Here is a 22,500-nt window from a genome sequence, read left to right as displayed (position 1 = left end):
ATAAATCACCGATCAAGTTCGAGATGATAAACCGTAAATTAGTGACAGAACCTCTCCACTAAATAAGGGCAAGTCCATACGGGAATCGCGTTCCGGATAGTACGGGTTGCAGCGTTCCTGATAGTACGGGCCTGTCCACACCTTATCCACCGGCCAAAGCCGCAAGCTGAACCAATCATTGCCCGCCCCCTGCTCGCTTACGAGATACAATGATTTTCTTCGGCGCCTCGGGACGAAACGTTAGCCGTTGCCTGCCATCAGGGTTTTCGGCAAGCGCGAGGTGATAGCCTGGAAGCGGCTGGCGCTCGACAATGGTGCGCAGTTCGAAACGGAACCGCCGGAAAGGAGATAGACTACCGGATTTTAGGTACAGGTGTTCGAGATCGAAGCTCCAGCCCCATGTCTGGCTCCCGCCGTGCTTGCGCACGAGACGATAAAGCCAGCGTTCAAGACCGCCCATCAGATCGAAATAGGCGCGGTCGATGGTGAGGATCAGAGCGTCGTCAATGACGCCGGCATAGAACCAATCCGCCAGGATGAGTTCTATGCCGAGCGGCCGGCCAGCTGCATCCAGTTGTTCTTTCCATTCTGCGATCCATGAGAAGCGATGCCGCCGCCTTTCCGAAGGCTGGCGGATCGAGGTGACAACGGTTGTCGATTGAAGGCGGTCCAATGCCGCTTTCAGCCGGTCGTAGTTCAGGCCAGAATCGGTACGGCCGATGAAGGAGAGGATTTCGTAAGGCGTGGCGAACATGAAACGCGAGGTCTGCAAGCCATTGTCGCGGGCCTGAACGATCTGCGAAGCGGCCCAGATAAGAATATCGGCGTCCCAGATCGTCGCCATGCCGTGTTCGGCCGTCGCCTCGACGCGAATCGATATGTCCCCCATGCGGAAGTCGATCGGCGTCACGCGGCGCGACTTGGCCAGCGAGAAAAACGGCCACGCCATGAGATCCTGCGCATCGCGGGTGGCGATGTCGCCGCCGCATGGCCTGAACAATTCAAGCTGCTGACCTTGATATATCCGATACGAGGACATGGCGGCGTCCGGTTAGCACGACGCATCAATGGCAAGGGCGGTGTCTGCGTCGGTGTCCAGCATCTGCACAAGTCGGGGTGGTGCGGCTTCGGACGTCGATAGACGGGCGGCGGCATCAATCCATGTCTGAAGATCGGCGACGGTGTAGACGACACGACCGCCGAGCTTGCGATAGATCGGACCGGTTCCGTCACAACGGTGCTTTTCCAGCGTCCGGGGAGAGAGGCCGAGAAGGTGGGCAGCTTCCACGGTGCGCACGAAACGCGGCCAATTCTCTTCTATCTTCTGTTGCATGTGGACCTCCATCGCAGTTGCCACCGGAACGGCGGTTCGGTTGCGAGGATGGCGAAAAATATGCGGCCGGGCGGAGTGACAAAATAATCGCCTGCGTAAATGTCCCCCCATGCCGGTCACACCAAAGCCGACGAACGGCAGAGGTCAGCCATCGCGCGGATTGTCGGGAAATTTCTGAAACGGGCAAAGCAGGCGCGGATAGCCGCCGTCGATCAATTCTTGCGCAGCGCCCAAAAGTCGGGCGATACGCCTGCGTTCAGGCGTGTTTTTCCAGTCGATGGAACGCAGCTTACCGAGTTCGCTGTTGATAAGGACGCTGGCGATTTCCTGACGCGATGCGCCAGCCTGTACGCCGTCCCACACGCGCAGCATCAGGCTAAACCTGTGAATTTGGTAACGGGAAAAGCGTAACCAGCGCGGCAACGGGCCGGACGGCTTTCCGGCCAGCCAGCTGTAAAACCGCCTGACGCATTGCTCCCGCTCGTTATAATACTCGTCAGGCGGAATCGACATGACGGCATTGATGACCCGCTGCCCCTGCGGAAGCCAGACATAATGATCGCCGTATTTGTCCCTGACGACAGCATGAAATCCGTCCGCCGCCATATGGCCTGCAAAGGCAGGCGCGAGCGGATCGAGCAACGGGCAACCGCTGAAGCCTGCCGGTACGGGTTCAACGATGACGGTTGCAGGAAACATCCGCGGATGCCAGAGCGGCCGTGCCACCGAGGCCGGCTGAAATGGATCAACCGGGAAAGGTGACACCCCAGCGTTGGCAAAAGTGCTGTGAGGCTTCCGCCTGTTTCGTTTTGTCGGCAGCGGCGCTGGACAGCGCCTGCTTGTAGTCGTTCCGGTATCGCTTGTTGCGGCGGAGAAATTCGAAGGTCACACCACCGCGCTCAAGATGGCCCAGCTCGTCATCGAACCGGGGCGAAGTCCAGTCCTGCAATGCTTCCATGCCACTCCCCTTGGGAACTCAACCTTGGGATGGTGGGAGTATTGGGGAAGTTTCCGGAGCCGGAATACAGTTAATTGGAATACAAACGATCTCAAATGAAACCGGCCGGAGCAGCTATTGCATGGGTGGCTGGAGAAGATGACGATAGCCGATCTCGGTCATCCAGCGGGCGCGGGCAAGGTGCGTTTCATGAATGCGTCTGGCGCGTTCCGGGTCGGCTTCAACATCGATACCGAAAATGATGCGCACGGCGTCGCGCCAGTCAGCGCCTTCCTCGTCGGCGTCCAGAAGACGAAGATAGGTTACCAGATGGACTTCATCATAAGCGTTCACCCTGTCGGTCAAGGGTGGTCCATCGTCCCTCAAAGGCTTGTTCATGGGGCCTCTTCGCCGAAAACCACGCTCAAAACGGACCAGTATTTTATCCATTTGCAAGGTGACAGCTTCATGACGGTAATATCCGCAATTGCAGAATAACCTTATCCCTGAAACGTCTTAGCAAAAAGTATAGGTCTGCCCGTTAGCGTCTGTCACCCATCATCGCGAAAGAATTCAACCGGATCGACATCAAGAGCAATACTGAGCTTTTCGAGTGTGTCGATGGAAACAGCATATTCCTCCCGCTCAAGCATACCGACATAATTGCGGTTGATCTTGGCGCGATAAGCAAGCTCCTCCTGTGACATGGACCGATCATGTCGCAACCGACGCAGGTTTCTGGCAACTCTTTCCCGTAAGCTCATGGGAAAGCAGTTGCCGACAGGCCAATACTCTTCTACCCAATATACTAGTGATTCCGGAAAAGAGTAAAGTGGACGGTCGAAAAAACTGTGCGTGATCTTGCGAGCCGTGCGCAGCACGGCGAGCGGCGAAAAAACCGCCTAGACACCAGAAACAGGAAGACTTGGAGCCGGTCTTCCGGCTCCACGGCTTTCATGATCAGCGGGTCTTGAGTTTTTGCATTCCTTCCGCCAGCGTCCAGAGTGCGCGATTGAGGGTAACATTCTGGTCAATACCGTTAATAGCGCGGGTCTGGCTGCGCCGGATGCGGCCTGCATCATCGCGCCGCTGCCCATGCAAGCCGCCTTTAATCATATTTTCCTGAATGGCGTTGAAGGTCATCCAGAGGCTTTCCCCGTTATCCTCGCGGCGGCGCGGCGTTATGATCTGGTCCGGGCGGATTGGGCTTTCGTCTTCGCCATAGCGGGCGACAAGGCTCGCCTCCGCCAGCACATGCCGTTCATCCGTTGAAAGCCTGATTTCCTTCATCGTTTCGCTGGCATCGATCAAGCGCGGAAAATCTTCCGCGACGGTATAAACGCCTTCGATAATGTCATGCTGGATATTGCCCTTGTGCGGGACGCGGATTTCCTCGAAACGCTCTCCTGCAACCAGACTGTTGGTGCAGACAAAACGCAACATACCGGCGAACATCTGGTAACTGCTCGTTCCGTCGTGGCTGTTGACGATAATAACCTCCGCCGCTTCCGGCTTGCCTATGCCGCCGTCACGGCGCAAACGCAGCATATGCTTGGCGTGTCCCATGCGGTCGCCATCGCGGGGCACCGCCTGCACGGCAAAGAACGGAAACCATCCTTCGCGGCGCAAGCTTTCGACGATTTCAATGGTGGGGACGTAAACGTAACGCTCCGACCGGCTATCATGCGGTTCGCGGGCGAATATGGCCGGAACGTGCCGAAATAGCGCCTCGTTGTCGAGCGCTTCACGCCCGCTGATCTGGTGGCTGTTGCGGCCGAACCGGGTGGCGAGATGATAATTCATGGTCCTTGCTCCTTTTTTCCGTAATTGCCGAAGGCATGTCCCCGACATGCCTTCCGGGGGCGCGAGAGCGCGCGGGGATGGAAGGGGACAAGTGCCGGCGAGCATGGGCGGGTTGCGCGCAAGCGGGACGGATTGGAAAATGAAGACCATTAAAACAGTGAGCCGTCCTGAGACGCGGGCGACCCTGCCATGCGCAGGCAGAACTTGAGGGGAGAAAGGGGTTAAGACCCCTTGGTTTCCCCTCACGATCGGCAAGGCTTCAGCCGCAGCCGATCACGACAAAGGGCGCGGAGCGCTCCGCATGGATTGATGGCAGTCGAAACCTGCATAGCGAAGGGACCGCTCCGCCTTCTCGCACTTCGTCATCGGCGTTGAAATCAGCATCAAATGGTGCCATTTATGGTGATAAATATGGAGACAGGCAGATGCGTTCCACGATCAATATCGATGACAACCTCATGGAAAAGGCGAGGTCGCTGACTGGCACGAAAGAAACGGCGGCTGTTGTCCGGCAGGCGCTCGAAACCCTTGTGCGTGTCGAGGCCGGGAAACGCCTGATCGCTCTGGGCGGGACGATGCCTGATGCCGAAGCTGCACCGCGCCGCCGCAACGAGGCCGCAAAGTGATCCTTGTCGATACGTCGATCTGGATCGATCACTTTCGCCTCTCCGACGCGGAGTTGCGCCGCGTTATCGAAAACCACCTGCTGCTTTGCCATCCGTTCGTAACGGGCGAACTGGCGCTTGGCAGCCTGCGAGACCGAACCAATGTGCTGGGCTTTCTGGCGGCGCAGCGACAGGCAACCGTCGCCACGCATGACGAAATCCTGACGATGGTCGACCGCCACGGATTATTCAGCATGGGAATCGGCTATACCGATGCCCATCTGCTGGCGTCCGTCCTGCTCGGTCAAGGGGCCAGCCTATGGACCCGCGACAAGCGCCTGAAAATGGCGGCTGAGAAAGCAGACGTGAGCCTGCACGTTGCGGCAACCACGACCAACTGACCTTCTGATATGATCGGCAAGGCTTCAGCTACAGCCAATCAGGACAAAGCGCGCGCAACGCTCCGTATTGATGATGGCGGCGGCGGGGGTGAGCAAGGCGAAGCCCCGCTTTCGCGGGGCCGGGCCGGTGGCCTGTTCAGTTGGTGGCGCGGCGGCGCGACCAGATCAGGGCCAGTTCCTCATTGTCCGCCTCGACCAGGCTCGCATAGATCGGAGAGGGGAACGAGGGATCGTCCAGCTTCACCGAGAGGTAGGAATTGCCCTGCACGGACTGCTTCTTCCATGCCGCTCCGAACTCGGTGGCTCCGGCGAACACGCGGAAGTCCGGCCCGTTTTCGGTTTCGCCTTCGGCCGGGATAAACTTCACCGACTTGACGTTGAGGTTGAGGGTCTTGACCGAGCCAGCGAAGCCGTTGTCGGTGCGGGAGAAAGTGCCGATAGTAGCCATGACATTATTTCCTTCTGCTGATCGGGCCGCGCCCATCGCGGTCTCGATGATGGTCGATGGACCGGGGACGATCGGCCTGCACCCCTTCGGGGCCGGAATGAAATGGAGGGCGGCCGGTGGCAGCTTTTTTGTTTCGCGATGCAAAGCCAAGCCGGGGTCCCCATGCGGCTCGCCGCATGGGGTGGTTGGGCGGCGGAAAAAAGTTGTCGCCGGACGTTGCAGGATTGAGATCGAGGCGGCGCTTGCGTCGCCGGTCTTCGGTCAGACCAAATCAATCGAGATCGCGGTGGGCGTGGTCTGGTCGGCGGAAAAAGGAAATCATGGCGTGGCTGCTGTCGGTCAGCGCTTTCTTCTGCGCCGACAATGGTTTCGCTGGCTCCCTCGCAGGCAAGCCCCTCAACCTCAACGTCAAGTCGGTGAAGTTCCCTCTCGTCCGTCATGAGGCGAAACCGAAAACGGGCCGGACTTTCGCCATCGCTGTTTGCTGGAGACGGCGGGTTCGGGGCGGCATGGAAGGAGACTGCCTGTCCAGCGCGGCGCAGTCCCTGCCTTTCGGTGAAGCTGGGCGATTTCTTGTTCTGCTCTTCGGCCGCCTCCATGCAAGCATGGTCGAGGCGGACAATGAGGAACTGGCCCTGATCTGGTTGTGCTGCTGTGTCATGGGCTGAACAGGCCATCGGCCCGGCCTTGTGGAAGCGTTGGCTTTTCCGGGCGAATGTCCGCCGCCACCATCCCTTGCGTCAGCGATCGTCACCGAAGGCGAAGACCCGCAAGGGGCTTCTTGAGTCGTCGCAGACGGCGAATAGAGCGCGGCCCGTAGGGAGACGCCCGAATTCACCCTATTATCTGCAAAGGGCGCAGTGCTCAAAATCGCTGTAAAGATTCTACGACGTGACTTGCGCCTTCCTTCCAAACAAAGAGCGAGCACGAGCCCCCCAGACAGGCTCCAGTTGGGCGGCTTCATAAAGTCGGCTTTTCAATGCTTTCAACGCTTTTTCACGTGCCGGTCCTTCAGCCATCTTATCAAGCTCATCAAATGCCTTCTTGATCTTCAGATGCCGGACATGAGGCAAGCGAACACCACCAAGCGTCAGTGCATTTCCAGTGACCACGCGTGGAACACCGGTCGGAAAGAAATGGCATTTGTGCGACTTCAATCCATGTTTCGCTATGATGCCTCGAACCTGAAACAGAACCGATCTTGAGGCCTTTTCACCACTTAGGCACACATCGTCGACATATACCGTAAACCGCAGATCAACATGCGAAGCCAGTTTAGCGATTTCATCAAACATTGGTTTATGCGCGAAGTAGGACAGAATCGGGCTGACTGAACTTCCCGTTGGCAAATGTCCATCTACCGTGAGCAGCTTCGCCAAAAGCATAGCAACGTCTCCGCGACATTTCATCGTTTTCGCGAAAAAAAGATAGACGGCATGGGTAGTCACGTTCTGAAAGAATGAACGTATATCTACCTTAACCAAGTTGCTATCAGCACTGTGAACGGCAGCGTTGGTTATGTACGACCGACCGCGAACGGCTGAATGGAGATAATCGGGTGTTTCGATCCGACTCAACCACCGCGTCACCTTATTATGCGCCTGTTTCAGCCGATCTTTAGGCTCTTGCACGTGACGCTTTTTCTGCGCCCCGACTTTAAAGCGCTTATAATTGTCGGTACGATTTGCAAGCTCTTCCAAATCTTCAGCCAGTATACCCAAACGCCGCGCCAAATCCGCAGGAGACATAACCTTATATAGCTGTGACTGGTTAAGAGCATGAAGCGCCAAGATCAGTCCTCGTCTTCCCGTTTCCGCTTTGAAATTGTCGACGCCCAATCAAGCATCTTTAGCGCCTTATCGGCAACGAATGTCCGCGCCCGCTCTGAAAGGTCCGCGTCTCCTGTCCGCTCGGCAAAAAGCATGATCGAAGATGCCGGAATTTCAAAATAGCCTGAATAGCGCTCAATCGTCTCAAGCGTAACCTTCTTGTTACCCGCTTCAAGCTCACTGATAAACGAGCGAGAAAAACCAAGCGCGCGAGCAAGTTCAGCCTTGCTCATATCGTGGTAAACCCGGATTAATCTCAGAGCTTCGTTCAACATCTCTCAATCTCGCACATTGGTAACTTAGAGGTTCTCAAACACCCAACGGACGGCACGAATAACTGCGACAAACAATGCAGCAATTTTCCAAACCAAAAGCAGAATGCGGCGCATACTGCGTCCACGGCGACTCCACTTAGAGTACGCCGCAGGCTTCTTGAGAGAGCTTCGCCCGGCGACCGGGGGATCATCATCGTAGGTCATGGCTGAGTCCTTTTTCTCAGAGCACCAGACGGAATTGTCTGGTGTCACGCTCTCCAAGAAAGGCTCAGACGAAGCACCTCTAAGCCACCGTGATCGCCTGCTCACGCAAGGCGATCCTTACCGGCCCGCCGCCGCTGTCCGCCCGATACCGGGAGCCAGCGTTGCCGCGCCAATAAGAGGAAGAGACCACATCGTCTCCAAGCGTCATAAGACGCCGCTTGTGCGTGGTGCCTTCCCGGTCGCAATCTAGATGTACGAAATAGTTCTCAAAAATACAACACTTGTTCTCCAATGGATAACATTTATCCCCATCTTTGAGAAGAACGCGGTATCTCCTCCTCACGCCACCTTGGGCTGCTTATTCCTCGTGGAACATGAACGGGTCGGCCAGCCTCGCCAACGCTGACGCTCCGACGAACGCGCCGCCGATGAGAGAGAAGATTTTCCGCCAGACTTCGGACGGCACGGCTTCGCGGGCGATGCCATGCACCAGGACGAAGCCCGCAATAGCGGCGGGAGCCGCGAATAACAGGGCGATGGCCAGACGTAATCCCGGCGAGCGCAGCGTGGCATAGAGATAGGCTAGGAAACCGTAGGAAGCCACGCCTGCAAACAGGCCGACGATGCCAGCGCCGATATAACCGGCTCCGGTTGCGAAGGCGAAGCGGGTTGCTATGACGGCAAACAGGAACGGCACGGCATAGGTCGCCAGCATATAGGCGAGCGAACACATGGCGAAAATCAGCACGACGGACAATGTAATCAGCACGATCATTTCCAGTCTCCCATGCGGTTCATTCGGTTGGCCGTTCCGGCGCATCAGGGTCCGACGCGCCGGAACGTGTTTCAGGCGACAATCCTTCCGGCGTGGTTTGCGATTTCGGCGTATCGGCTGAGGTGATATTCGGGCCTGAAATACAGGTCGCGCTCGACCGGCAGACCAAGCCCGCCGCGCACGTCCTCGATCTCGGACAGCATGACGTAGCCAAGTTCGGGACTGCCAAGATCGCAGAGGCCGAACATGCGTAAATCGCCGTCCGGTTCCTCATATGCTTCGGTTATCAGCCATGTCGCGGAACCGTCCGGGGTGAACAGCTTCACGACAGGGCGCGGGTCGAAATCCTCCCGTTCCTCGCTGGCGCGGCCATTGGCGATCAGCGCGGCGCGCAGATCGTCGGGGATCAGGGTTTCAGTTCGGGGAAATCGCCGTGTCATGACGCCAATTCCTCCGGTGCGGCCCATCGCGCTGCATCCTCGTTAAGCCGGTAACGGTCACGGAAGGCGGCAATAGCCGCGTCCTGCCGTTCCAGCTTGCGGGTGAGCGCGTCGATTTCGCCGCGCCGCTAGAAACGGAGTTGCGCGGCATTCTCCCGATAGTCACGTTCGTCGTCGCGGGTCCAAGTGGATTTCATGCGGCCATACTGGCGGGTCTTGAGGCGGGCGGTGATGGTCATGCGCTCGGCACGCTTCTCGATCTGCCGCCTGATGATTTCGATATGGCGGGGGTTTCGTCCCGCGTTCTGACCAAGCGGGCCAACATTGCCCGCTGCTCGGCATAGATATTCATTGTCGTGGTTCCTGCGATCTGGTCGAGGCTTCCGGCCGCGCCGATTGCGGCACGGCCGGAACTACCCTCGGAGCAATGGGAAAAGAGGCCGGAACCGCGTATGCGGCTCCAGCCATGCGGTTCACTCGGCGGCTTCGTAGAAAGCCGCGCCGTCTTCGACGTCTTCCATATCCGGGGCGATTTCCTCCGGTTCCGGCACATCAGGGTCCGGCACGTCATCCAAGGTGGGCGCGTCCTCCGGTTCGACAAAACCTGCTGCATCGGTCGGCATACCTTCTTCTGCATCGGGTCCGGCAAGCTCCAATGCTTCCGGTTCCGGCATGGCCGGTTCCGCCGCATCCGCCGCAAGGTCTTCCGGTTCTGCGGTTTCTGGTGCGTCCGCAACGGTTTCGGCTTCCGCTTCCGTCTCTGCCTGCTGCGTCTCGTCCAGCCATGCGGACCGCTCGGTGCGCAGAAGCGGCGGAAGCCATCCTCTTCCGGCCAGAAGCCGCTCGGCGTCTTCCGCCATTTCCTGCTTCTTCCTGTCCTTGATGCGCTCGGCGGCTCCATAGCCTACCCCAACCACGACAGCCTCAAGGATATGGGCCTTGGTGACGCGGCCAAGATAGCTGCTGACGGTCGGGGTCCAATACTGGCTCATGTCCAGCGCAAGCGCCGTCGCCAGCTTGTCGGCGGTTTCATAAGCGCGGCGCTTATGCTCCCAAGGCAGTTTCAGGGCATTGACGGTCAAGGATGCGCAATGCGCAAACAGCGCCATGACACTGGCATGGTCCAGACCTGCGATGAAGTCCCAAAGGTCCGCCACGTTCTGCGGCATGTCGCAAGCCCATCCGGCATGACGATCCGCCAGCATCTTCGCCGCCGCCGTATCCTCGATGCCGCCCGCATGGTCGCCAAGGTGCGCTTTGGTCGGGCGGATTTCGAGAGTGTGAGCGTTCGCGCCGAGATAGAAGGTCTGCGCGGCAAGCGCATGGGTGACGGCGATAAAGGCTATTTCCGGCTGCTCGCCAAGTGCAAGGCGAAGGCCAAGCGTCCGGTGGGCTGTCAGGTCGCGGGTGAGAATATCGGAAACCGGCTGGCCTGCGTTTCCTTCCGGTTCCTCGTCGTGTTCTTCGTCACCGTCGCTATCGGGGTCCGGGCTGGAACCGTCTTCGATGATTTCGCCGTCGGCATTGACGCGAACGCCATCAATGACGGTATTGCCGTCGCTTGCCGCGTTCTCTTCTTCCTCCGGTTCCGGCTCCGGTACCTCGTCTTCGGGCCGGACGAAACCGCGTTCGATACGGGCGGTTCCGTCATGGTTCAGCGTGACGAACACGCCGCCTCGCGCAACGTGGTCCGGCTCGTATCCCTCCCGCTTGACGTCGATGCGTTCCATGTCCGCTTCAAGTTCCGCGAAACGCTGGTCCACATCAGCCGGCAAGTCTTCTTCCGTGTTCTCCCATTCCGCTGTCAGGCGATCAAACTCGTCCTGTGCTGCGGCATAGGCGGCTTCGTCTTCTTCCGACAATTCGAGCGTGTGCGGATAGAAGCGGCTCATGCCATGCGCATAAGGGAAGTCGATGGAGGATTCCGCCCACTTCCAGCCTTCCGCCTGAATGTCGGCGGCGATGCCTTCCAGCTTTTCGAGCACAAGCCGGTCGAGAAGCGCGGGATCGTCATAATAGCCGCCGCGATCTTCGGTAAACAGGTCACGGACGATATAACCGCCCGCTTCCGTGTAGGCTTCCGCTCCGACAAAGATGGCCTTGCGGTCGTTTGCCTGCACATGGGTCCGTGTCAGGTCGCGCCGGATGGCATACGGCTCTCTATTATAACCGAGATTGGCGTAAACCTGTTCCTGCCGCGCATGGTCGTCGGTAATCGTGAAGGCCTGCAACTGGTCCAGTGTCAGGATTTCATCACGGTAAAGCTGCATCAGTTTAGGGCTGACTGCGCCGAGGCGAAGCCGCTGCTTCACGACATGCTCGGAGACACCGAAGCGGGCGGCGATTTCCGCCGCTCCCCATCCTCGATTTTCCGTAAGTTCACGGAACGCCTCGAACTGGTCGGCGGGGTGCATGCTGGCCCGCGTCACGTTCTCGTCAAGGCTGATTTCCTGCGGGTCGTTGGCGATATCGAGAACGCAGCGGATTGGTTCCGTCTTTTTGATTTCCTTGCGTTTGACGCGCAAAAGCTGTGCCAGCCTGCGGCCTTCTCCGATGGTCACGAAATAGAAGCCGGTCGCTTCACCTGTCTCGTTCAGTTCCGGCTCCACCACAAGGTTCTGGAAAAGCCCCTTGGCGGCGATGCTGGCAGCAAGCGCTTCGATATGCGCCTCGCTGTGCGGGGTCTTACGCGCATTGCGGGGCGACTTCTTGAGCTCGTTGAGGGGAATGAAGATTTCCGTACCGGTCACGGTTTCCGCGACGGTTTCAGTTTCTGCGGTCATATCGGGGTCCGAGATAGGTTCCGGCGCGGGCAATGCCGCCACAACTTCCATCGCCACATCTCCGACGCTGCGGATTTCCGCATCCGCCACCGCATTTTCCGCCGTCACAACAGTGACGGCCTTCGTCTTCTTCGCAGTCCTTGCCATTGTTCCAATCCTTCTTTCCGTAAATGCCGAAGGCATGTCCCTCGACATGCCTTCCGGGGGCGCGTGAGCGCGCGGGGATGGAAGGGGACAAGTGCCGGCGAGCATGGCCGGGTTGCGCGCAAGCGGGACGGATTGGAAAATGAAGACCATTAAAACAGTGAATCGTCCTGAGACGCGGGCGACCCTGCCATGCGCAGGCAGAACTTGAGGGGAGAAAGGGGTTAAGACCCCTTGGTTTCCCCTCACGATCGGCAAGGCGCCAGCCGCGGCCGATCAGGACAAAGAGCGCGAAGCGCTCCTTATAAGTGCTCTATGCACATTTTAGTTTTGCCATATTAATTTTTGATACCTCTTGCCTGACATATTTCAATCCTTCCACTTTCCATAGCGATGATATGATCGACATTCGCAACGGTATTTGGGCGGTGCGCAACAATAATGACGGTCTTTCCGGCACAAAGCCGGGCAAGAGCTATGCGGATCTCATGCTCGTTGTCGGGGTCGATCGAAGCTGTTGCCTCATCCAGTAGAAGGATCGGCGCATCCTTGAGGATGGCCCGTGCAATCACCACCCGTTGGCGCTCTCCACCTGAAAGGCGTGATCCCCCCTCACCCACGCCAGTTTCATAGCCGTTTTCAAGTGACATGATGAAGTCGTGGCAATGGGCCGTCTGTGCTGCTAACACAATCTGATCGTATGTTGCTTCGGGTTTACCAATCCGGATGTTGGCGGCAATGGTGTCATCAAAGAGATATGTATCCTGAAAAACCGGGGCAAACAGCCTTGACCTCATGGCCGATGAAATCTGGCGGAGGTCAACACCACCGACAGTAATTCTTCCCTCATCCGGGTCCCAGAAGCGGGCAAGAAGAGCAAGAATCGTTGATTTTCCTGTGCCAGATGGCCCGGTAAGCGCATGAATAAGGCCGGCTTTCAGTTCAAGATCAATTCCTCGAAGCACAGGTACCTCGCCATAGGAGAAGTTGACATTCTCGAAGCGTATATCGAGTGACCGGGGAACAGATGGACTTTCCGGCTCCGACAACAGCGGTAATCCGAGAACATCTCGAACGCGCGCCATGGTTCGCTCAACCAGACGGCGATAAGCTGCCAGATCGAATGCATCGGCAATCGGACCGTAGAAGACAAGACCGATCACAAGGAAAAGCAGGTAGGTCGATGGCTCCATCTCGCCTGTAGCGGCCATCAATCCACCAGCGAAAAGCAATGCGCAGAAGCCAAGGTCGAGTACGATCCATCCCACCGCGACGGTCGGAGTAAGTCGCGTTACCGTTTCCCGGCTCACGCGGCGGTGATGGTCCAGCGCCTGCGACAGCGAGACGAAACCTTTTTCACCAAGACCTAGCAACCTGAGTGTCGGCATGCCCTGCACGAAATCAAGAATGCGGCTGTTGAACTGCTCCTGGGATGAGACGAGATTTTTCCAGACAGACTTGAAAATACGCTCACTCCACAAAACGATCGCCGCGAAGAACGGCAATGTCGCCACAGCGACGAGCGCAAGACGCCAGTCGATCCATATCAGCACAAGGAATCCGAGTATGGGACCAATCAGAACACGCATCGCCTGTGAAGGCGGCGTCACGAAATTGAGTTCCGTTGCGTGCTGGGTGATCAGCGTTTCGAGAACACCCGTGTCCCGCGCTTGCAAGCTTCCCAGTGGAACCCGCCGCAGATGTCTGCCGAGACGATGCTGGAGAGAGGCGACAGCCTTTACCTGCACTTTCCAAAGCACGCGATGGGAGCAGATGTTGAGGAGTGCATGGATAAAAAAGCACAGTCCCGTCACACCCGTGTAGAGCAACGACGCCGGCAAGGTCAGCTGGTTCTTAAGAATTGCATCGAGTGTGAAATAGGTGGCGAATACCGGGGCGCCGAAAAACAGTCCTTCAAGGAACAGCAGAGGTATGCCGCGCTTCAAAAGAAGCGAACGCATGGGGCCGGCAAGATGAAGAAACAAGGCAACGATCCCGGCTGGAAGCTCTGGTTCGTCGACATGCGCTGCGGGAGCATTTTCTATCACCTCCGGTATGCTTGCCTCCTGGGCAGTCTGCCGGTCAAGATGCCAATCGGCCACATCTTCATATGAACGCCACAGTTGGGTATAGGGCGCGCAGTTCTGTTTCAGCTTATCGTGAGAGCCGGTCGCTTTCACCTTCCCTGCTTCGAGATAGACGATCTGGTCTGCATTTCGAATCGTATCCAGCCGATGTGCAATCGCAATCACGGTGCAGCCGCGCGCCAATTCGGAAAGCGCCTCGAGAACCAGAGCCTCGTTGTCGGGATCAAGCGCGGCGGTCGCCTCATCGAGAAGCACCATAGGCGTTGCCCGCAATATTGCGCGTGCAATAGCCACCCGCTGCCGCTGCCCTCCGGAGAGCTGGCGTCCGCCTTCACCTACGGGGCTGTCGAGCCCCTGCGGCAGGGATGCCGCAAATTCTTCCACCCGTGCGCGGCGCGCCGCGTCCTCCACTTCTTCCATCGTCGCCTCCGGTCGCCCGGAAAGAATGTTGGCGCGGATGGTGTCGTTCATCAGCCATGGTTCCTGCAAAACGAAGCTGATCATTGAGGCCAGATCGTTGCGCGACATGAGGCGCACATCGACACCGCCGATCTCGATGCTGCCCTGCTGCACATCCCAGAAACGTGCAGCCAGCTTGACCAGCGTCGTCTTTCCTGAGCCGGAAGGACCGACCAGGGCAGTCATGCTGTTTTCGCCCGCCTCAAAATCCACAGCTTCGATAACAGGCTTTTCATCATAGCCGAAAGTGACATTTCGAAAGCGTACGGTATGGCCTTGCGGCCGGATTGGCATGCGGGGCTCAGCAAGTTCCGGGGCTTCGAGCAATTCATGAATCTGTGCGCCCGCCCCCTTTATGCGCCAATAAAAGCTACCGCCGGTAAAGAGCAGTTTGAGGATCGGCGCATTCATGCCCATGCCGATGAGCAGAAACAGGATGAATTCCGAAGCTCCGATCTCACCTGAGAGATAAAGCAAGCTGCCCGCAGGTATCAGCACAAGTACATTGGCACGCAGACCCGTATAGAGCACGCTCATCGGCACCAGCGAAGCGGTGGAGAATCGTTCTCCGATATCCGCCATATCATCGACCGCCTTGTGAAAATCCGTATAGGCGGCGTCCGCCGCAAGGAACGCGCGTATAACTTTCATGCCCTGTACATACTGTACAGTGACGGATCGCAAGCGAGCGAGTGCGCCGAAATAGGCGATGCTGTGCGGCTTTGTGGCACGAAGAGTCAGCGGATAGATCGAGATCAAAACCGGGAACATGGCGATTGCCGCCAACGCCAGCCGCCAATCGATAAAACACAATACTGCTGCTGACAGCAACGGAACCGCAACGCCAGCTGCAATATCCGGTATGGCATGCGCAACGGCTTCTTCGATCTGCTCAACATCATCGGCGATGATTTTCTTGAGACTGCCACTGGAATGCGATGAAAAATAACCAAGCGGCACGCGTTCCAGCTTTGCTGCGAGCGCCACGCGTAAATCGTGCAGAATGTTATAGGCTGCAACATGCGACAGATGGGAAGAAGCCGCTGCGAGCAAGGCCTTCAGAATTATAGCGACCGCTGAAACCCACAAGGGCCACCACAGCATATCCGGTTCGAGTGCTCCTTTTGAGAGCATTTGCACCGCAATCCAATAGACGGCAATGAAAGGAACCAACCCTGCCCCGGTCGCCACAATGGACAAAAGAGCGGAGACGGCAAGAAACGGCCATCGCTCGACAAAAAGAGCTTTCATACTTCTAAAACCCGACTGGAAATCATGATTGCAAATGCACACATCAAAGCGGCGATGCTGGAGAGGGCATAAAGCCAGGTAGTACCTGTCAGCGCGGCGATCTGCCCGCCGCCAATCCCCGCAATCATCAGTAACAGAGCTTCCAACGACGTGAAGAAAGCAAAGCCCGTTGCGGAATGTGCGGGATCCACGTTGCTCATGTAAATTTGCCAGAAGGCCACCATCGTCGCTGCGCCAAGAGAGAATGAAACGACGGAAACCATCGCCAGTGCGGCTGGATCAATGGAATTTGCGAATGCCAACGTCGCGGAAAGGGCCGCTTTGAAAAGGAGAAGCAATGCCAACGAACGCCCCGCGCCCAGGGTATGAACCAGCATACCGGCGAGGCCCGATACCGGAATCATGATTCCGAGAGCTACCATTCCGAGCATCCAGCCGACATCCGACGATGAAAATCCCTTGTCGATCATAATTGCAGCGATGAGCGCATCCCCGGCAGCGGCACCTGCACCAAGAACCATAATAATGACGACAAGGCCGGAACTTTGAGAAACAGCCTTCCATGGGCGAAACGCCAAAGTTTCGACAGGCCTGCCTAGCCGATCGGCTTCGGCAGGAATGCCTATCAGCCAAGCTGGAAGCGAAGCAAGCAGGAGAAGCACCACCACCATGACGATGCCCGCATGCCAGCCAAGCCAATCGCCGAGATACAGCAGAACCCCTCCCCCGAGAAAGCTCCCCGCCGTCATCCCGGCAACCTGCAAAGCATTGGCTGTCGCACGTTGGTCTTCACTGAAACGTTCAAGGACGAACGCGGCCAGAACCACCTGAAGTGTTGCGCCGATGACCGCCCCGATAAGTGCCAGTGAAAGCAGAAACACCGGATGGCTCGCTGGTGACATCAGAAGAAGTACCGCAAACGCAGCAGCCATAAACACGGGGAGCGCACGCATCCAGTGAATGCGTGCGCCGAAAGGTGGGGTGACTGGTTGATCGAAACGCGGAGCCCAAAGCCATTTCAGCGCCCAAGGCAACCAGACGATATAGGTGAGCGCCACGACATCCAGCGAAGCGCCTGCCTCACGCATGAGGGCTGGCAAGCCAAGCGTGAAGAAATAGGCTGGCAACCCCTGGACGACATTCAGAGAGGCAACCGCGGTCAGGTTACGCGTGCCTACCACGACACGCTGGCTCCCACGCCGATAACCCGCCCGCGGCCGATAATGAGGCTGTGCGCTGTCGGCCCGAAGGTCGAACCGAAAAATTCGGGTCGCTCATCGAACACATTGCGTGCAAACGCATAGACGCTGCGATTGTCCTGTTCCAAACCAACCCGCAGATTGACCAGGTGGTAGTCGTTGAGCTTGAAGGAGTTTTGGATATCGGCCTCTCGCGTGCCAACATATTGATAATCGGCGGCAGCAGCCACACGGCCATCCATGCCAAATAGGGTAACAGCTTTGCTGAACTCCACCCCAAGATTGGCCGTGAACTCAGGTGAGTTCGGCACTGCATTTCCGTTCACTGCACCCGTTATGGTGTTCGGATCAACGTCACGAAGCTCGGACCTGCTGACACCTATTCCCCCAGTCAGCGCCCAATTTTCTGTAATTGTAAATTTTCCCTCAAGTTCAAACCCGTAGCTGCGGTAATCCTGATTGGCGAAACCGACAATGAAGGTGGTTGGATCGAAGGTCGTTACCTGACCATCCTTGACGTCATTGTAGAACAGGCTTCCATTCAGTTCGACACGCTGATCCAGCAACATGGTTTTGGTACCGATTTCATAAGTCCAAACGGTCGACGGCAGGAAAGGATCTGAAGCAATGCCGTTGGCAGCGTTACTGGTATAGCGCTCGAAGCCGCCCGAGGCGTAGCCACGTGCAATAGACGCATAGCTGATCAAATCGTCATTCCATTTCCAGGATAGTGCAGCACGGCCGGTCAGATATGTATCTTCGAAACTCCTATCCTGCGCGAAGGACGGCACCGTTCCGGGAAAACCATTTGACACAAACAGTGAATCCATTTCCTGACGATCATGAGCGATGCGCAATCCACCGGAAGCGGTCAACCTGTCCGATAGCGGAACCGATATATCGCCGAACGCCGCCCATGTCTGGCTCAGGATATCCGTATCGTTCGCTCCATTCAGCGTCGATGAAAACAGGTTCGTCTGGTCCCGATCCATGGTGTAATCGGAACGGAAGTATGAGACCCCTGCAACCCATGAAACCGGGGAGCCTTCTGTCGAATTCAGCCTGACTTCCTGTGTGAAAAGCTTTTCGGTTTCATAGGATGTGCCATAGAAAAGACCCGGCTGGTTATAATCTACACCCATGCCTGGATAGGCGACATCATATAGGAAACCCTCGGCATCGTCTGTCATGATTGACACGTCGATATGCTGGTAGCCAGTAATCGAGGTCAGTGAGAAGTTCTCAAAGTCCTTCGTCACAGTGAAGTTGCCGTACCCCATCTCCCGCTTGCCATATTGAGGTACATCCACTCCGCTGATCGGGTAATCGGGATGTTCCTTCAGCAGATAAAGAGGATTGGTACGCTTATCGAAATCAAACCCTCCCGAAAGGGTCATCGTCAGCGTATTGTCAGGCGTGTATGTTACCGTTCCCCGGCCCGCTTGCACTCGCGCAGCACCCTCCGTGCGGTCGAGGATCGGATTAGGAATGTCGCCATCGAAATTCTGGAACCGCAACACACCTCGGCCCGCAAGCTGATCCGGAACTATCCAGCCACCAGCTATTGCCTCTGCGAGCGCATAATTATCACTGCCATATTCTGTATTCAGCCGGAACTCGCGCGTTCCATCTGCCGGCTTGTTGATGACGTTGACCGCACCCCCCAGCGCATTACGGCCGAACATGGTTCCCTGCGGTCCGCGAAGGACCTCAACGCGTTCGACGTCCATCAATGTCGGTGAAAAACCGAACGAACTGGTCGGAACGCCATCGACCGAAAAGCCGATTGTATTATCAAGCGAATTGAGCGGACTGCCGAGCGGTCCAATACCGCGCATGGTGGCGTAATTTCCACCGGGGCCAGCGAAATCGACAAAATTGAAGTTCGGCGTCTCACGTGCCAAGTCGGCACCAGTATCGATAGTACCCACGGCAAGGTCACCACTCTCCTTTACCGTGACCGATATCGGTACATCATGAACTGACTCCGCACGCTTACGAGCGGTGATCGTAATCGTATCGAGAACAGTTCCGGTATTCTCTACAGTCTCTTGCGCGCTTATGCTTTCTGAAAAAGTTATGACTACTGCCATCGCAGTACCACCTATCCAGGCGGCTCGTATATTCGTTCGCATCCATTTACCCCATAGAAAGTGTCCAGCATTCGGATCGACTTATCCAGAATCGGGGGCCGCAACTTCGGCGGAACGAAGTTTCTCTTTGTCAGAACAAAATTATTAGGGTTTCGAGGTCGTTTCCTGACGAGGCGAATAGCCGTAATGTTTACGATAAGCACTGGAAAACGCGCCCGCATTGGTGAAGCCGACACGATAGGCGACTTCAGAGATATTGAGATCATGCGTACGAAGCAGAAATTGCGCCACTTCCAGGCGCCGATTTCGGACATGACCGAAAATCGTCGTGCCGTAAATCTTCAGGAAATTTGAGCGCAACGTGGTGGCATTGACACCGAGCATCTTTGTCAGCGCTTCAATAGTCGGTGGCCTGGCAATATTTTCATCCAGTAAATCACGCGCTCGCACAACCTGATCATAATGGCGCGACGAGACCCCCTCTGCTCGACAACCAATCTCATTGATCAACCGCGCAACCTCCGTCACGAAAGCCAAGGCGCAGCTCTCCAGATGCAAACGGGCAAGCGTTCCGCTATATTGAAGATCAAGCGTTTTTGCTGCGGCTATCCGCAGTTCGGTTGATGCTGGAAAACGGATTGCTGAGAAGTCTTTTTCAAATAACCGCCTCAGATTTTGTATTGCTCGATCATTTCCTGCCTCTGCAACGCGGTCGAGAAAGCTTTGGCGGATCGTGAAGCCACCAACGGCGCTGTGTTGCCCGGATCTGCAAAATGTTCGGCAGTGACCCGGTTGGCCAAAGCACAGGAGAATCGGGCTGGAGGATTCGAAGGTCAATTTGCCAAATCCTTCAACTTCCATAGGCGAAACCTGTCCTGACAGAGGAACAGCACAAAGCAACGAAGGTTCGACCGTTTCCTCCAGAACAATATCATCGAGAAAACGTACATCGTAACCTGTTGCGAAAAGCCCATCCTGAACTTCCTGCCCCACCATTATTCCTTCCATCGTCGGGCTGTTTCTGAGCGGTCTAAATACCCCCGCGCCCAGTACGACAGGCAATTGGCTCGCAATGGACTCGATATCTGCGAAACTCAAGGCTCGCAATGAAAGGTCATTAGGATGATACATGAGTACAATTGTCCACTTTTAATCATTCAGCTTTACAAGCTAAGATCATCATCAAGAGACGTAGTTTTGGGCCAATACTCCAGATGTTGATTTCCGCTGTATAAAAAAACGTTTTTTCAATTTTAGGGGATTCGCACGGCACAAAATTCAGCTATTCTCAGGTTGAGGCCCTCTACTCCCGCCGCCTGATCTACGCTTGGTTACGAAACGGCGCGATGAAGGACTGCGCTCTATGACGGAGGTCGCCAAAATGCCCGCGATTTCGCATTCCCATCGGCCGGTTTCCGGCCCAGTCTTTCCCCGAAGCGGAATGGTCCGCTCAGCGGCGAGGAACATTCTGTGGCAAAGCGGAGCGGGAAAACGGCAAGCAAGGTTCGGGTGGTCCTCGTGTCATCCGACACCATGCCGACCTACGATCCGTCGAAGCCTGATCCGCGCCTTCGTGAACTCGTCCGAATGCTTGCCCGCGAAGCCGCACGCCAATTCGTTGAAGCCGAACAGGAGCGCGCCACCCGTAAACGCCTCCGCAAATAGGGAGGCTGTCTCATGAGAGTTGCGCTCTACGCCCGTTATTCGTCCGACAATCAGCGCGACGCTTCGATTGAGGATCAGCTTCGCATTTGTCGTACCCGTGCCGAGCGCGAGGGCTGGACCGTCGTTGACAGCTATACCGACCGGGCGATCTCCGGTTCGTCGCTGCTGCGGCCCGGTGTGCAGGAACTGATTGCCGATGGACTGAAGCGCCGCTTCGATGTGATCCTGACGGAATCCCTCGACCGGCTTTCCCGCGATCAGGAAGACATTGCCGGCCTCTACAAGCGGATGCGTTTTGCCGGCGTCAGCATCGTCACGCTCTCCGAAGGCGAAGTGAGCGAGCTGCATATTGGCCTGAAAGGGACGATGGGAGCACTCTACCTTAAAGACCTTGCCGACAAAACACGGCGCGGCCTGCGCGGCCGGATCGAGGACGGCAAATCAGGCGGCGGCCTCTGCTACGGCTATGATGTTTTGCGCCAGTTCGATCAGGCCGGAGAAGCCAGTCGCGGCGAGCGTACAATCAACGAGGCTGAGGCGAATGTGGTTCGCCGTATCTTCTCGGACTACCTGGAAGGCAAGTCGTCGCGGGCGATCGCGATGACGCTGAACAGCGAAGGCATACCAGGACCGCAAGGCAGCGAATGGGGGCCGTCCACCATTCACGGTAATCCGAAGCGCGGCAGCGGCATCCTTAACAATGAGCTTTATATCGGCAAGCTGGTCTGGAACCGACTGCGTTATATCAAAGACCCCGATACCGGTAAGCGCGTATCGCGCCCGAACCCGGAAAGCGAATGGGCAATTCAGGACGTTCCTGATCTCCGGATCATAGATCAGTACATCTGGGATGCCGTAAAAGAACGGCAACAGAAGCTCGCACACGATCCATGGTCAGACACCACAGAGAACTACCTGTGCGAGAAACGTCGGCCAAAGCATCTGTTCACGGGCCTGATCAAGTGCGGCTGCTGCGGTGGCGGCTATTCAATGATTTCCAAGGATTTGCTGGGCTGCACCAATTCTCGTAACAAGGGAACATGTAACAATCGGCTCAACATCCGGCGCGACACGCTCGAAGCCTCCGTACTCAACGGCCTCGACAGGCATTTGATGGAGCCGGAACTGTTCAAGGATTTCTGCGAGGAATTTACGCGGGAAGTGAACAAGGCCCGGATCGCCGCACGCGTTTCCATTGAAGCAGCAGAAACGGAGATAAAGAAGATCGATCGCGAACTTGAAAGGATTCTCGATCTTTACCTCAAAGAGGCGCTGACCGTGGAAATGGTAAAAGAACGCGGCACGAAACTGGAAACGCGCAAGAAGGAACTCAAAGCCTTTCTCGACGGCGCGGAAGAGCCGCCTGCCCTTCTGCATCCAAACATGGCCAAGATCTATCATGAACAGATCGAAGCACTGCACGATCAGCTTCACAATGAAGCGACGAGAGCAAAGGCCGCCGAACGGCTGCGCACGCTTGTCAGCCGCATCGAACTGGTTCCCGATGGAGAGGAACTGGTGATCGTGCTGCGCGGCGATCTGGCTGCGATCCTGACCTTCGCCAGTGGCAGGAAGAACCCGGACTTCCTGAAGGAAGAGGCGCTTCTGGACATGCTCCTTGGTCGGACGGATGAGGGCCAGAACGCAAAAAAGCCCTTGCAGGGCAAGGGCTTGGTGCAGTCGCAGGGATCGTTGGTTGCGGGGGCAGGATTTGAACCTGCGGCCTTCAGGTTATGAGCCTGACGAGCTACCGGGCTGCTCCACCCCGC

At 56.8% G+C, this 22,500-nt stretch carries 25 protein-coding genes; 7 read left to right on the top strand and 18 right to left on the bottom strand.

The genetic code is table 11. The features are described 5' to 3' along the window. Positions 1-175: 175 nt before the first annotated feature. The 7 genes from FIB18_RS23505 to FIB18_RS23475 form a co-directional block, all read right to left on the bottom strand. On the bottom strand, positions 176-1,039 hold the full coding sequence (locus FIB18_RS23505; protein ID WP_140023252.1) for a replication initiator protein A: 864 nt from the start codon (positions 1,037-1,039) through the stop codon (positions 176-178). A 12-nt stretch (positions 1,040-1,051) separates the two neighbouring features. Continuing rightward, positions 1,052-1,333, bottom strand: a complete 282-nt coding sequence (locus tag FIB18_RS23500) for a helix-turn-helix transcriptional regulator (RefSeq protein ID WP_140023250.1) — start codon at positions 1,331-1,333, stop codon at positions 1,052-1,054. A 144-nt stretch (positions 1,334-1,477) separates the two neighbouring features. Then, positions 1,478-2,032, bottom strand: a complete 555-nt coding sequence (locus FIB18_RS23495; protein ID WP_235894964.1) for a DUF2285 domain-containing protein — start codon at positions 2,030-2,032, stop codon at positions 1,478-1,480. 46 nt (positions 2,033-2,078) lie between these two features. Then, positions 2,079-2,291, bottom strand: coding sequence for a transcriptional regulator domain-containing protein (locus FIB18_RS23490; protein ID WP_140023248.1), 213 nt, complete (start codon positions 2,289-2,291; stop codon positions 2,079-2,081). Positions 2,292-2,405: 114 nt separating this feature from the next. Beyond that, positions 2,406-2,669, bottom strand: coding sequence for a DNA -binding domain-containing protein (locus tag FIB18_RS23485; RefSeq protein WP_140023246.1), 264 nt, complete (start codon positions 2,667-2,669; stop codon positions 2,406-2,408). Between the two features lie 152 nt (positions 2,670-2,821). Next, positions 2,822-3,034: a helix-turn-helix domain-containing protein gene (locus FIB18_RS23480; RefSeq protein ID WP_140023244.1), complete on the bottom strand. Its 213-nt coding sequence runs from the start codon at positions 3,032-3,034 to the stop codon at positions 2,822-2,824. Positions 3,035-3,230: 196 nt separating this feature from the next. After that, on the bottom strand, positions 3,231-4,073 hold the full coding sequence (locus tag FIB18_RS23475) for a DUF932 domain-containing protein (protein ID WP_140023242.1): 843 nt from the start codon (positions 4,071-4,073) through the stop codon (positions 3,231-3,233). A 425-nt stretch (positions 4,074-4,498) separates the two neighbouring features. Between FIB18_RS23475 and FIB18_RS23470 the strand changes: the two genes are divergently transcribed. Together FIB18_RS23470 and FIB18_RS23465 are read left to right on the top strand one after the other, a co-directional pair. After that, positions 4,499-4,699: a type II toxin-antitoxin system VapB family antitoxin gene (locus tag FIB18_RS23470; RefSeq protein ID WP_140023240.1), complete on the top strand. Its 201-nt coding sequence runs from the start codon at positions 4,499-4,501 to the stop codon at positions 4,697-4,699. Beyond that, on the top strand, positions 4,696-5,079 hold the full coding sequence (locus FIB18_RS23465; RefSeq protein ID WP_140023238.1) for a type II toxin-antitoxin system VapC family toxin: 384 nt from the start codon (positions 4,696-4,698) through the stop codon (positions 5,077-5,079). Before FIB18_RS23470 ends, FIB18_RS23465 begins: the two co-directional genes overlap by 4 nt. A 136-nt stretch (positions 5,080-5,215) precedes the next feature. On the opposite strand, the gene FIB18_RS23460 is transcribed toward FIB18_RS23465, so the two are convergent. Beyond that, positions 5,216-5,527: a DUF736 domain-containing protein gene (locus FIB18_RS23460; RefSeq protein WP_140023256.1), complete on the bottom strand. Its 312-nt coding sequence runs from the start codon at positions 5,525-5,527 to the stop codon at positions 5,216-5,218. A 320-nt stretch (positions 5,528-5,847) separates the two neighbouring features. Here FIB18_RS23460 and FIB18_RS23455 point away from each other — a divergent pair, with 320 nt between their 5' ends. Further along, complete coding sequence (locus tag FIB18_RS23455; RefSeq protein ID WP_235894963.1) at positions 5,848-6,195, top strand: hypothetical protein; 348 nt, start codon at positions 5,848-5,850, stop codon at positions 6,193-6,195. 216 nt (positions 6,196-6,411) lie between these two features. Here FIB18_RS23455 and FIB18_RS23450 read toward each other — a convergent pair whose 3' ends face one another. From FIB18_RS23450 to FIB18_RS23440, 3 genes are read right to left on the bottom strand one after another with little or no spacing between them, the layout of a single operon-like run. Beyond that, entirely contained in the window at positions 6,412-7,317 is a 906-nt protein-coding gene (locus FIB18_RS23450) for a reverse transcriptase family protein (protein WP_140023236.1), read from the bottom strand. A 2-nt stretch (positions 7,318-7,319) separates the two neighbouring features. Further along, complete coding sequence (locus tag FIB18_RS23445) at positions 7,320-7,631, bottom strand: helix-turn-helix transcriptional regulator (protein WP_140023234.1); 312 nt, start codon at positions 7,629-7,631, stop codon at positions 7,320-7,322. Between the two features lie 24 nt (positions 7,632-7,655). Further along, positions 7,656-7,835: a hypothetical protein gene (locus FIB18_RS23440; protein ID WP_140023232.1), complete on the bottom strand. Its 180-nt coding sequence runs from the start codon at positions 7,833-7,835 to the stop codon at positions 7,656-7,658. Here FIB18_RS23440 and FIB18_RS23435 point away from each other — a divergent pair. Further along, positions 7,834-8,085 (top strand): hypothetical protein, encoded by a 252-nt coding sequence (locus FIB18_RS23435; protein WP_140023230.1) that lies wholly within the window; start codon positions 7,834-7,836, stop codon positions 8,083-8,085. The two genes, FIB18_RS23440 and FIB18_RS23435, sit on opposite strands and share 2 nt — an antisense overlap. 108 nt (positions 8,086-8,193) lie before the next feature. Here FIB18_RS23435 and FIB18_RS23430 read toward each other — a convergent pair whose 3' ends face one another. Continuing rightward, complete coding sequence (locus tag FIB18_RS23430; protein ID WP_140023228.1) at positions 8,194-8,610, bottom strand: hypothetical protein; 417 nt, start codon at positions 8,608-8,610, stop codon at positions 8,194-8,196. A 71-nt stretch (positions 8,611-8,681) separates the two neighbouring features. Next, positions 8,682-9,050 (bottom strand): DUF2958 domain-containing protein, encoded by a 369-nt coding sequence (locus FIB18_RS23425; protein ID WP_140023226.1) that lies wholly within the window; start codon positions 9,048-9,050, stop codon positions 8,682-8,684. Positions 9,051-9,190: 140 nt separating this feature from the next. On the opposite strand from FIB18_RS23425, the gene FIB18_RS24895 reads away from it, so the two are divergent. Next, positions 9,191-9,394: a hypothetical protein gene (locus FIB18_RS24895; RefSeq protein ID WP_158295742.1), complete on the top strand. Its 204-nt coding sequence runs from the start codon at positions 9,191-9,193 to the stop codon at positions 9,392-9,394. A 129-nt stretch (positions 9,395-9,523) separates the two neighbouring features. Here FIB18_RS24895 and FIB18_RS23415 read toward each other — a convergent pair whose 3' ends face one another. From FIB18_RS23415 to FIB18_RS23395, 5 genes are all read right to left on the bottom strand, one after another. Beyond that, a complete protein-coding gene (locus FIB18_RS23415; protein WP_140023224.1) occupies positions 9,524-11,980 on the bottom strand; it encodes a ParB/RepB/Spo0J family partition protein in 2,457 nt (818 codons plus the stop codon). Between the two features lie 335 nt (positions 11,981-12,315). Next, positions 12,316-15,774 carry an ABC transporter ATP-binding protein gene (locus FIB18_RS23410; RefSeq protein ID WP_140023222.1) on the bottom strand — a complete coding sequence of 1,153 codons (3,459 nt, stop codon included), beginning with the start codon at positions 15,772-15,774 and terminating at the stop codon, positions 12,316-12,318. Then, on the bottom strand, positions 15,771-16,955 hold the full coding sequence (locus FIB18_RS23405) for an MFS transporter (RefSeq protein WP_158295741.1): 1,185 nt from the start codon (positions 16,953-16,955) through the stop codon (positions 15,771-15,773). The genes FIB18_RS23410 and FIB18_RS23405 overlap by 4 nt, the downstream gene beginning before the upstream one ends. Continuing rightward, on the bottom strand, positions 16,949-19,066 hold the full coding sequence (locus FIB18_RS23400; protein ID WP_235894962.1) for a TonB-dependent receptor: 2,118 nt from the start codon (positions 19,064-19,066) through the stop codon (positions 16,949-16,951). Before FIB18_RS23400 ends, FIB18_RS23405 begins: the two co-directional genes overlap by 7 nt. Before the next feature lie 144 nt (positions 19,067-19,210). Beyond that, positions 19,211-20,197: a helix-turn-helix transcriptional regulator gene (locus FIB18_RS23395; protein WP_140023216.1), complete on the bottom strand. Its 987-nt coding sequence runs from the start codon at positions 20,195-20,197 to the stop codon at positions 19,211-19,213. A 339-nt stretch (positions 20,198-20,536) separates the two neighbouring features. Between FIB18_RS23395 and FIB18_RS23390 the strand changes: the two genes are divergently transcribed. Both FIB18_RS23390 and FIB18_RS23385 read left to right on the top strand, forming a co-directional pair. Continuing rightward, positions 20,537-20,731 carry a hypothetical protein gene (locus FIB18_RS23390; protein ID WP_140023214.1) on the top strand — a complete coding sequence of 65 codons (195 nt, stop codon included), beginning with the start codon at positions 20,537-20,539 and terminating at the stop codon, positions 20,729-20,731. Positions 20,732-20,743: 12 nt separating this feature from the next. Next, on the top strand, positions 20,744-22,468 hold the full coding sequence (locus FIB18_RS23385; RefSeq protein WP_140023254.1) for a recombinase family protein: 1,725 nt from the start codon (positions 20,744-20,746) through the stop codon (positions 22,466-22,468). Positions 22,469-22,500: the final 32 nt, after the last annotated feature.

Source organism: Brucella pecoris (assembly GCF_006376675.1).
In the GTDB taxonomy this organism is placed as follows: Bacteria; Pseudomonadota; Alphaproteobacteria; order Rhizobiales; family Rhizobiaceae; genus Brucella; species Brucella pecoris.
This window is presented reverse-complemented; position numbering and strand designations above follow the sequence as displayed.

What these genes read in the sequence shown, in the direction of transcription:
- FIB18_RS23505 (WP_140023252.1), bottom strand. Translation starts at nt 1,039, where the DNA reads ATGTCCTCGTATCGGATATATCAAGGTCAGCAGCTTGAATTGTTCAGG.
- FIB18_RS23500 (WP_140023250.1), bottom strand. Translation starts at nt 1,333, where the DNA reads ATGCAACAGAAGATAGAAGAGAATTGGCCGCGTTTCGTGCGCACCGTG.
- FIB18_RS23495 (WP_235894964.1), bottom strand. Translation starts at nt 2,032, where the DNA reads ATGTTTCCTGCAACCGTCATCGTTGAACCCGTACCGGCAGGCTTCAGC.
- FIB18_RS23490 (WP_140023248.1), bottom strand. Translation starts at nt 2,291, where the DNA reads ATGGAAGCATTGCAGGACTGGACTTCGCCCCGGTTCGATGACGAGCTG.
- FIB18_RS23485 (WP_140023246.1), bottom strand. Translation starts at nt 2,669, where the DNA reads ATGAACAAGCCTTTGAGGGACGATGGACCACCCTTGACCGACAGGGTG.
- FIB18_RS23480 (WP_140023244.1), bottom strand. Translation starts at nt 3,034, where the DNA reads ATGAGCTTACGGGAAAGAGTTGCCAGAAACCTGCGTCGGTTGCGACAT.
- FIB18_RS23475 (WP_140023242.1), bottom strand. Translation starts at nt 4,073, where the DNA reads ATGAATTATCATCTCGCCACCCGGTTCGGCCGCAACAGCCACCAGATC.
- FIB18_RS23470 (WP_140023240.1), top strand. Translation starts at nt 4,499, where the DNA reads ATGCGTTCCACGATCAATATCGATGACAACCTCATGGAAAAGGCGAGG.
- FIB18_RS23460 (WP_140023256.1), bottom strand. Translation starts at nt 5,527, where the DNA reads ATGGCTACTATCGGCACTTTCTCCCGCACCGACAACGGCTTCGCTGGC.
- FIB18_RS23455 (WP_235894963.1), top strand. Translation starts at nt 5,848, where the DNA reads ATGGCGTGGCTGCTGTCGGTCAGCGCTTTCTTCTGCGCCGACAATGGT.
- FIB18_RS23445 (WP_140023234.1), bottom strand. Translation starts at nt 7,631, where the DNA reads ATGTTGAACGAAGCTCTGAGATTAATCCGGGTTTACCACGATATGAGC.
- FIB18_RS23435 (WP_140023230.1), top strand. Translation starts at nt 7,834, where the DNA reads ATGGCTGAGTCCTTTTTCTCAGAGCACCAGACGGAATTGTCTGGTGTC.
- FIB18_RS23440 (WP_140023232.1), bottom strand. Translation starts at nt 7,835, where the DNA reads ATGACCTACGATGATGATCCCCCGGTCGCCGGGCGAAGCTCTCTCAAG.
- FIB18_RS23430 (WP_140023228.1), bottom strand. Translation starts at nt 8,610, where the DNA reads ATGATCGTGCTGATTACATTGTCCGTCGTGCTGATTTTCGCCATGTGT.
- FIB18_RS23425 (WP_140023226.1), bottom strand. Translation starts at nt 9,050, where the DNA reads ATGACACGGCGATTTCCCCGAACTGAAACCCTGATCCCCGACGATCTG.
- FIB18_RS23415 (WP_140023224.1), bottom strand. Translation starts at nt 11,980, where the DNA reads ATGGCAAGGACTGCGAAGAAGACGAAGGCCGTCACTGTTGTGACGGCG.
- FIB18_RS23410 (WP_140023222.1), bottom strand. Translation starts at nt 15,774, where the DNA reads ATGAAAGCTCTTTTTGTCGAGCGATGGCCGTTTCTTGCCGTCTCCGCT.
- FIB18_RS23400 (WP_235894962.1), bottom strand. Translation starts at nt 19,066, where the DNA reads ATGGCAGTAGTCATAACTTTTTCAGAAAGCATAAGCGCGCAAGAGACT.
- FIB18_RS23395 (WP_140023216.1), bottom strand. Translation starts at nt 20,197, where the DNA reads ATGTATCATCCTAATGACCTTTCATTGCGAGCCTTGAGTTTCGCAGAT.
- FIB18_RS23385 (WP_140023254.1), top strand. Translation starts at nt 20,744, where the DNA reads ATGAGAGTTGCGCTCTACGCCCGTTATTCGTCCGACAATCAGCGCGAC.